A 6,961-nucleotide genomic window follows, 5' to 3' on the forward strand; every position below is an offset into this window, starting at 1 on the left:
CATAATCAATGTTTACAAGGGCTAATATACGGCTCTTATATGTATAACTCAATAAAATGATATTTGCGGAATATAACTGGGCGTTTGAACGGGATAGGATTCTTTATTGTACATCCTAATGGTTATTTGCGGGGTAAGCACCGCCATTAACCGGGAATCTTTTCTTTCGCGAATTATAAAATTGGGATTTAGGTTTGCTTCAAACATTAAAGGTTCGATGTTCCCAATATCGGCAGGGAAGGTAATATAGCTGTCGCTTTGGTTCACCAAAGCCAGTTTACTGAGATCTAACTTGGGCAAGGTATCCCGTTCCTGAGCCTGGATTATTGCTAAGGAAAGATGGAGTAAACAGAGTATATACCAGATTTCCCTCATAAATAGATTATCTTAATTTCTTTGGTACTGTTTTTATTCAAAAGAAAGCTAGTTCTGGTAAAATTAGGTCGGTTATTCAAACCTATGGACTCGTAATTGGAAAACCCAATTCCCTCTTTTGGAAGTGGTAGTAAGAATTTTTTATCAATTTTACCATTTTCATTTTCATCGTGCAGAATATTGATGGCATATCTACCCTGCGGTAATTCAGAAAAGCTAATAACAGCACGATTTTTATTTATTTCTGAAGTTTTAATTCGGTAATAATTTTCAAATTTTTCATCGGGAATAGTTCCGTCGCTATTATACAAGGCAAATTGGACCACCCCTTTCGAGTTTCTTAATCCCTCTACCGTTACGGTCAAGGAATAGGTAGCTTCTTTTGACTGACTTTGAAAAGAAGTTGTTAATAATATAACTGTGATTAATAATAGACTTTGAAATAGCGTTTTCATTTTTTCAAGTTTTATTTTATGAAGTTAAAAGCGGTTTATTTTTTTTCATTTTGATAAATACAAACACTAAGACTTAGGGTGAGCAGAATCCTAAAAATCATCGCTGCAATTGTTTTATTTTCATATAAGCCGCCGGTATGAATATGGATGTAAAACAGGCCAAAAGCGTAAAGAAGGATTAAGGCTGCGGTAAGCATAACCCAAAACGCCCACTTTTCTGATTTTAAAAAACCATAAAGAACAAGTAAATACAAGACCCCTGCTGTTAGATTAGTTTTGACTATAAAAGGCACAAAATTTCCTTGTTTTGCACGAATACCAAACCAATCGAATAAAACAGCACTGCTCATAAATAGCGTCACTAATGCAAAAGCAACAATTATAATAGCGATAACGTATTTAAATATTTTCTTTTTTTCCATAAATTGAAGTTTTAAAATTTCCTTCGGTTTTCGCCATACCACCATTTTGGTCGGTACTCTTCTTTCACCAAACCAAATTTATCGATAGCGTGGTTTTTTATATGCTTTACTAAGTCGTCTATAGAATCGGTAACAAAAAGTAACTCCATATCTTTAGCACCAATGCTTTCTTGTCTTACCATCAACTCAATATGTTCTATCAACTCTTTATGGTAGGCAGTATCAAAAATTACCACAGGAAAATTCCGAATCATTTTAGTCTGAATTAAAGTAATCGCCTCAAAAAAGCTCGTCCAAGGTTCCCATTCCGCCCGGCATTACTACAAAAACATAGGAGTACTTAATCAGTAAAAATTTTCGTACAAAGAAATAGGGAATGTCTATCCATTTATGCAGATAAGGATTAGGTTTTTGCTCGAATGGCAAAATAATATTAACACCTACCGAATAACCTCCCGCCTCGTAAGCTCCTTTGTTGGCAGCCTCCATTATTCCCGGCCCTCCTCCGGTCATTATGGCAAAGCCCAATTTAGAAAGTTCGGCTCCAATCATTTCTGCATTTTTATAATGCCTGGATTCTGGTTTAAACCGTGCTGATCCAAATACAGTTACGCAAGGTCCTATAAAGTGCATTTTACGGAAACCTTTTATAAAGCTAAAAAAAACTCTTATTGCAAAGCCCAACTCTTTAAATCGTGAACGGGGACCTTTAAGCGATAAAGATTCGCTTTTTGTCAAATGATATTTAGTGTCGTTTTCCATTAGTTTGTTTTTTTATAGCTCCACACCGCCAAGCCATTCATTAGGATTGCGTATAAAACCGTTTTCCACAATTGCGGAAAAATATCCTTTAAACCGGAACCCTTCAGCAATACCATTCGTACGATTTCCACAAAATATTTAATCGGGTTAAATTCGGTAATGATCTGCGCCCATTTGGGCATACTTTCTATGGGCGTGAACAAACCGCTCATCAATATAAAAATCACTACAAAAAACCAGGCGATGAACATAGCCTGTTGTTGCGTATCGGTAAAATTGGAAATAAACAAGCCCATTCCCAGAATCACTAAAATATATACGGAAGTGTAGGCATAAAGCAGCAATAAACTGCCTAGCATTGGCGTGTTGAAAATGATTTTTGCGAGGATTAAACCAATGGTCAATAAGCCCATACCAATAACCCAAAACGGAAATAATTTCCCAATAATAAACTGGCCTTTACCAATTGGTGTTACGTTTATTTGTTCTAATGTGCCTATTTCCTTTTCGCGCACTATGTTCATCCCGGAAAGGAACAAAGTGATCATCGTTACCAATAAAACCAGGATGCCCGGAACCATAAAAGTTTTATAATCTAAAGTGATATTGTACCAAAAAGAAGGAATAGCTTGTACTTGTACCGGTTGTATTCCTTTTTCTGACCTTTGCATTATGTTCAATCTAACCTCCTGGTTAAAATTTTGCACAATTTGGTTTATATAGCCACTTTCTACCCCGGCTGCGGCACCGTCAATCGCATTGATGATAATTGATAATTCACCCGATTTCTCCGTAATTAAGTTGCGTTCAAAATTATTGGGTATTTCCAGTACTACATCTACCTCTCCCGCCAACATTGCCGAACCGGCATTTTTGTTAGCTGGAAAATCGGCCAGCACATTAAAATAAGTAGAGGCGTTAAACTTTTCGACCAGGGCGCGAGAGGTGGAGGTATAATCCTGATCTATGTAGGCAAAATTTATATTTTTCACTTCATAGGTAGCCGCATTAGATAAAATGAGCAACTGCAATATGGGCAGGATAAAAATAATGGGCAACATCCCTTTATTCCTAAAGATTTGCCTGAATTCTTTTTGTATGATATAGCCTATGATCTTCATTACTCCAGCCGTATTTTATATTTTTTCACGCTTACTGCTATAAAAAACACCGTCATAGCAATTAAAATCAGTGTTTCTTTCCAGATATAGGCTATCCCAATTCCTTTCAGCATAATTCCTTTTATAATGATGATAAACCATTTAGCAGGGATGATATGGCTAATTATTTGAAGGGGCTGGGGCATACTCGTAATCGGAAAAATAAATCCCGATAACAGGATTACGGGCAACATCAAGCCCATAAGGGAAATCATCATTGCCGATTGTTGGGTTTCTGCGATGGTCGAGATTAAAATTCCCAGCGCCAGGGAAGTGATGATAAATAGTACGCTTTCCACGCCCAATAAAAACAGGCTGCCCTGAACCGGCATCCCAAATACAAAAATGCTCAAGAGTACAATTACGGCAGCGTTGATAATTGATAGAAAGATATAGGGCACTACTTTGCCAACAATTACCTGAAAAGGTTTTAGCGGCGAGACCAATAAAATTTCCATTGTTCCCAATTCTTTTTCGCGGGTAATGGAGATGGAAGTCATCATTGCCGAAACCAGCATCAAAATAATGGTCATCACCCCGGGCACAAACATAAATACACTTTTAAGTTCAGAGTTGTAAACCATTCGCGTTTTAGGGATAATCTGATATTCTATTTGAATGCCTCTATTCTCTGATTGCTGATAGTTTTGCAATATAGCATTGATATAGTTGGTTATGGAATTCGCCGTGTTTGGATCTGTAGCATCGGTTATTATTTGAATTTTTGCTTGTCTTTCTTTGATGAGGTTTTTACTGAAATCATTTTCAAAATTCAATACCGCTTTAATTTTTCCATTTTTGAAAGCAGGTTCAATCTCCGCTTCCCGGGTAATCATTTGTTTTATACTGAAATATTTTGATGCTGAAATCTTGTTGATTATTTCTCCGGTTGTAGCATCTTTAGAATGGTCTAAAATGGCAATATTCACATTATTGATTTCGTTGGTAATGGCAAACCCGAAAAGCAAGATCTGGGCAATTGGCATCCCAAAAAGGATAAAAAGCGACCGCCTATCCCGAAAGATATGGTAGAATTCTTTTTTTATAAACCCTGTAAATCGTTTCATTTCTTGTGGTCAATAGGCCTCATAGATTCTCTGAGAACTGTGAGGTCTGGTTATTCAATATTCCGTGCTAATTTTAAAAACACATCGTTCATAGAGTCAACTTTAAATTGCTCCTTTAATTTATTGGGCGTGTCCAGGGCTTCTATTTTTCCTTCTACCATTATGGAAACCCGGTCGCAATATTCGGCTTCATCCATATAATGGGTGGTCACAAAAATTGTGGTGCCCCGGTCGGCTGCTTTATAGATCATTTCCCAAAATTGTCTTCGGGTTATGGGGTCCACTCCGCCGGTGGGTTCATCCAGAAATACAATTTTTGGTTCGTGTAGTAGTGATACTGAAAAAGACAACTTTTGTTTCCAGCCCAAGGGCAGCGATCCCACCAATTTATTACTGATATCTTCCAGGCCCAATTCAGCGACCAATTGTTCCCTTTTCTCCTTTATTCTATTTCTTGATAAACCATAAATACCTCCAAAAAAAGTAATATTCTCTTTTACCGTTAAATCATCATACAATGCGAACTTCTGACTCATATAACCAATGTTCTTCTTGATGTTTTCCGTTTGAGAATACACATCATACCCAGCAACATTTGCCTTGCCGGATGTAGGTTTGGAAATCCCAATCAGCATTTTCATAGCGGTGGTTTTTCCAGCGCCATTGGCTCCCAAAAAACCAAATATCTCTCCTTTTTTCACCTCAAAACTTATGGCATTTACTGCTTTAAAATCCCCAAAAGCTTTGGTTAATTCTTCGGCTTCTATGACGTTTTCTTTTTTCATTATTTGGCTAATTCCATAAAGGCATCCTCAATATTGGGTTGGGTGGCTTCTATGCTTATTTGCGTGAGCCTTTCCTTTCTCAGATAGGACTTTAAATCTTCTGTTTCAAATGAATTCCGTTTATCAGTGTAATGCACAAATTCCCCAAAGGGAAATACGCTGTACACGTGTTCATATTTCTGAAGGCTTTGTATTAATTTATACATATTGTCAGCGCCCACATTGTAAATGGTTTTTGGAAATTTATTTACAATGTTTTCCGGACTGTCAATTTCCAATATTCCGCCATCCTGAATCAAGGCAATCCGATCGCATAAAGCCGCTTCGTCCATATAGGGTGTGGAGACCAGAATGGTAATCCCTTTTTTCTGTAAACGCTTAAGCATTTCCCAAAATTCTTTCCGTGAAACCGGATCTACGCCTGTGGTGGGTTCATCCAAAAAAAGCACTTTTGGTTTGTGAATTAAAGCACAGGACAAAGCCAATTTTTGTTTCATTCCGCCTGATAACTTCCCGGCACGCCGATTTTTAAAAGGTTCAATCTGTACATAGATATCCTCAATCAATTCGTAGTTCTCTTCAATCGTCGTCCCAAAAATGGTAGCGAAAAAATTTAGGTTTTCTTCTACGGTTAAATCCTGATAGAGTGAAAACCGCCCCGGCATATAGCCAACCGATTTGCGTATGGCTTTATAATCGTCTATAATATCATATCCTGCTACTGTCGCGCTGCCGTTATCCGGAATTAAAAGGGTGGTAAGTATCCTAAAAATGGTAGTTTTCCCCGCGCCATCGGGCCCAATCAGCCCAAACAATTCGCCCGGTTTCACCTCGAACGAAATGTCCTCAACTGCTTTTACCTTTTTATAGGATTTGTCGATATTGCGCAGGGAAATACCCATATTTTTATTTATTTAATAAGGAAGAATACATCCAAACTTCTTTCTCTTGCTGCTGAATGTAATCGCTCATTAAGGCCACGGTACCTTCGTCATTGGCATCTGTAGCCGTATCGAGGATTTCCCGTTGCATCGTTAAAATAGTAGAATAAGAATTCAAAATATTTTCTACAGCTTCTAAACCATCAGAAATTAATTCGCTTTCGTCAATAATAGATTCAGAATTATATTTTGAATACCTGTGCTCTGCCGTGTAGCCCAGGGTTAAAATACGTTCGGCAACTTCATCGATTTTTACTTTTAAATCGTTGTACAACTCTTCAAACTTTACGTGAAGTTCAAAGAATTTATCGCCTTTAATATTCCAGTGAAAACCTCTGGTGTTTTGGTAAAAGATGGAATAATTGGCCAAAAGCTTATTTAACTTTTCAGCATTCTTTTTTGACTTTTCGGTATTTAAACCAATTTCATTTAAATTGCTCATAACTATTTGATTTTAATTAATTAATTTTTATTGTTACGTCTAAACTTGTTTTCGATTTTATGGAATTGGAAATCAAACAAGCTGCTTCCGATTTTTCAACAATTCGTTCAGCTCGTTCACGGTCTTTTTTCTCTTTTATGGATACAGTAACTTTCAGGGTTATTTCAGTCATTAAAAATTTTCCATTTACTTTTTCCATAACTCCTGTAGAATTACAACGGAAACCGCTGAAATCCAATTTGGAATTTTCTGCAATTGCAAGGAAAGTTGTCATTAAACAACTGCTTACAGATGCTGTAAATAAATGTTCTGGCGACCAGATATTGGGCATTCCCTTAGGGAATGGTGGTGGCGTGGCTACCTGAATAGAATTAGCGTCGTTAGAACCTTCTATAGTTAATTCTGGCGAAGACATCGTGCCCATTCTTTCTTTTTGCCATTCGATGTTTACATTAAAAAAGTGTTTTTCCATAGTGTTGTTTTTTTAAGTTTTACTATCATTACTGTCCAGTTAAAACAGACTGAGTGACAGTTGGTTATAATCAAGTTCTT

The 6,961-nt window shown here is 37.1% G+C and carries 11 protein-coding genes; all 11 read right to left on the minus strand.

All coding sequences use genetic code 11. The annotated features are described in order from the left end of the window. Positions 1-48: 48 nt before the first annotated feature. The 11 genes from AACZ30_RS12100 to AACZ30_RS12150 are packed head-to-tail and all read right to left on the minus strand — an operon-like array spanning position 49 to position 6,881. Positions 49-375 (minus strand): hypothetical protein, encoded by a 327-nt coding sequence (locus AACZ30_RS12100; protein WP_339649610.1) that lies wholly within the window; start codon positions 373-375, stop codon positions 49-51. Next, the gene (locus AACZ30_RS12105) at positions 372-830 is read right to left on the minus strand and encodes a DUF2141 domain-containing protein (RefSeq protein WP_339649611.1); all 459 of its coding nucleotides are present in this window, start codon (positions 828-830) and stop codon (positions 372-374) included. Before AACZ30_RS12105 ends, AACZ30_RS12100 begins: the two co-directional genes overlap by 4 nt. A gap of 35 nt (positions 831-865) precedes the next feature. Beyond that, positions 866-1,252 (minus strand): hypothetical protein, encoded by a 387-nt coding sequence (locus AACZ30_RS12110; protein WP_339649612.1) that lies wholly within the window; start codon positions 1,250-1,252, stop codon positions 866-868. An 11-nt stretch (positions 1,253-1,263) separates the two neighbouring features. Continuing rightward, positions 1,264-1,506, minus strand: coding sequence for a hypothetical protein (locus tag AACZ30_RS12115; RefSeq protein WP_339649614.1), 243 nt, complete (start codon positions 1,504-1,506; stop codon positions 1,264-1,266). Positions 1,507-1,531: 25 nt separating this feature from the next. After that, positions 1,532-2,014, minus strand: a complete 483-nt coding sequence (locus tag AACZ30_RS12120; protein WP_339649617.1) for a TIGR00730 family Rossman fold protein — start codon at positions 2,012-2,014, stop codon at positions 1,532-1,534. After that, complete coding sequence (locus tag AACZ30_RS12125) at positions 2,014-3,135, minus strand: ABC transporter permease (RefSeq protein WP_339649618.1); 1,122 nt, start codon at positions 3,133-3,135, stop codon at positions 2,014-2,016. Before AACZ30_RS12125 ends, AACZ30_RS12120 begins: the two co-directional genes overlap by 1 nt. Next, positions 3,135-4,241 (minus strand): ABC transporter permease, encoded by a 1,107-nt coding sequence (locus AACZ30_RS12130; RefSeq protein WP_339649620.1) that lies wholly within the window; start codon positions 4,239-4,241, stop codon positions 3,135-3,137. The genes AACZ30_RS12125 and AACZ30_RS12130 overlap by 1 nt, the downstream gene beginning before the upstream one ends. Positions 4,242-4,291: 50 nt before the next feature. Beyond that, positions 4,292-5,026 (minus strand): ABC transporter ATP-binding protein, encoded by a 735-nt coding sequence (locus AACZ30_RS12135; protein WP_339649622.1) that lies wholly within the window; start codon positions 5,024-5,026, stop codon positions 4,292-4,294. Beyond that, positions 5,026-5,928, minus strand: coding sequence for an ABC transporter ATP-binding protein (locus tag AACZ30_RS12140; RefSeq protein WP_339649624.1), 903 nt, complete (start codon positions 5,926-5,928; stop codon positions 5,026-5,028). Before AACZ30_RS12140 ends, AACZ30_RS12135 begins: the two co-directional genes overlap by 1 nt. Before the next feature lie 4 nt (positions 5,929-5,932). Then, the gene (locus AACZ30_RS12145; protein WP_339649626.1) at positions 5,933-6,409 is read right to left on the minus strand and encodes a Dps family protein; all 477 of its coding nucleotides are present in this window, start codon (positions 6,407-6,409) and stop codon (positions 5,933-5,935) included. 16 nt (positions 6,410-6,425) lie between these two features. Then, positions 6,426-6,881, minus strand: coding sequence for an OsmC family protein (locus AACZ30_RS12150; protein WP_339649628.1), 456 nt, complete (start codon positions 6,879-6,881; stop codon positions 6,426-6,428). Positions 6,882-6,961: the final 80 nt, after the last annotated feature.

The sequence above is a fragment of the uncultured Salegentibacter sp. genome (assembly GCF_963972535.1).
Classification (GTDB): Bacteria; Bacteroidota; Bacteroidia; order Flavobacteriales; family Flavobacteriaceae; genus Salegentibacter.